This is a genomic window from Pseudomonas sp. AMR01 (genome assembly GCF_041946035.1).
Lineage (GTDB): Bacteria > Pseudomonadota > Gammaproteobacteria > Pseudomonadales > Pseudomonadaceae > Aquipseudomonas > Aquipseudomonas antarctica_B.
The window spans coordinates 1-580 of record NZ_JAUTYR010000137.1 but is presented as its reverse complement, the minus strand read 5'-3'; the positions used below and the strand labels follow the sequence as shown (position 1 = coordinate 580).

The 580-nt window shown below is 59.3% G+C and carries 1 protein-coding gene; it reads right to left on the bottom strand.

The genetic code is table 11. The features are described from left to right. A partial coding sequence (locus tag Q7C20_RS26915; protein WP_375071214.1) for a transposase occupies positions 1 to 366 on the bottom strand: 366 nt, incomplete at its 3' end. Positions 367 to 580 lie beyond the last annotated feature (214 nt).

Here is a 580-nt window from a genome sequence, read left to right as displayed (position 1 = left end):
CCCGGCCAGATAGACCGAAGCAATCAGGGCCTCAGCCTTCTTGGTGAGCCGCTGATAGCGCGGCAGCGCCTTCGAGCGCCATTCGGTAATTTTGCCGGTCTCATCGATGGCGCGGGCGCGTGGAACGCTCACCGTTTCCGCGCCGAAGGTGCCGACAAGCTGACGCTCGCGATGACCGTGTCGGTAGCCCGTAGGTTTATTGGAGCCCCGATCATAACGGCAGCGCCCCAGAAACGCGTCCAGCTCCTCTTCGAAGACCGCTTCGATCGTGGCACGGATATTCTCTCGTAGCCGATCCTCGATCGGATCGTAGCCCGCTTCATTGGCCAGTAGCGAAAGCGCGGCAATATCGGTATTGTTCTTCATGGTGTGATCTCCCTGGCGGTTGCTGCCGCCGGTTGGGTGCGTTCAAGTTCACCCGGAGATTACGCCACCTTCAAATTTCCACCACCTTCGCGACACGACCTGGACTTCCATCTCTCGGACAGTCTTGTTGCTGGTCACGCTGTCATCCCCTGTCACGGCGACACTCCCTCCTTCGAGCATCAATCTACGCCAACGATACAACAGATTGGGGGCC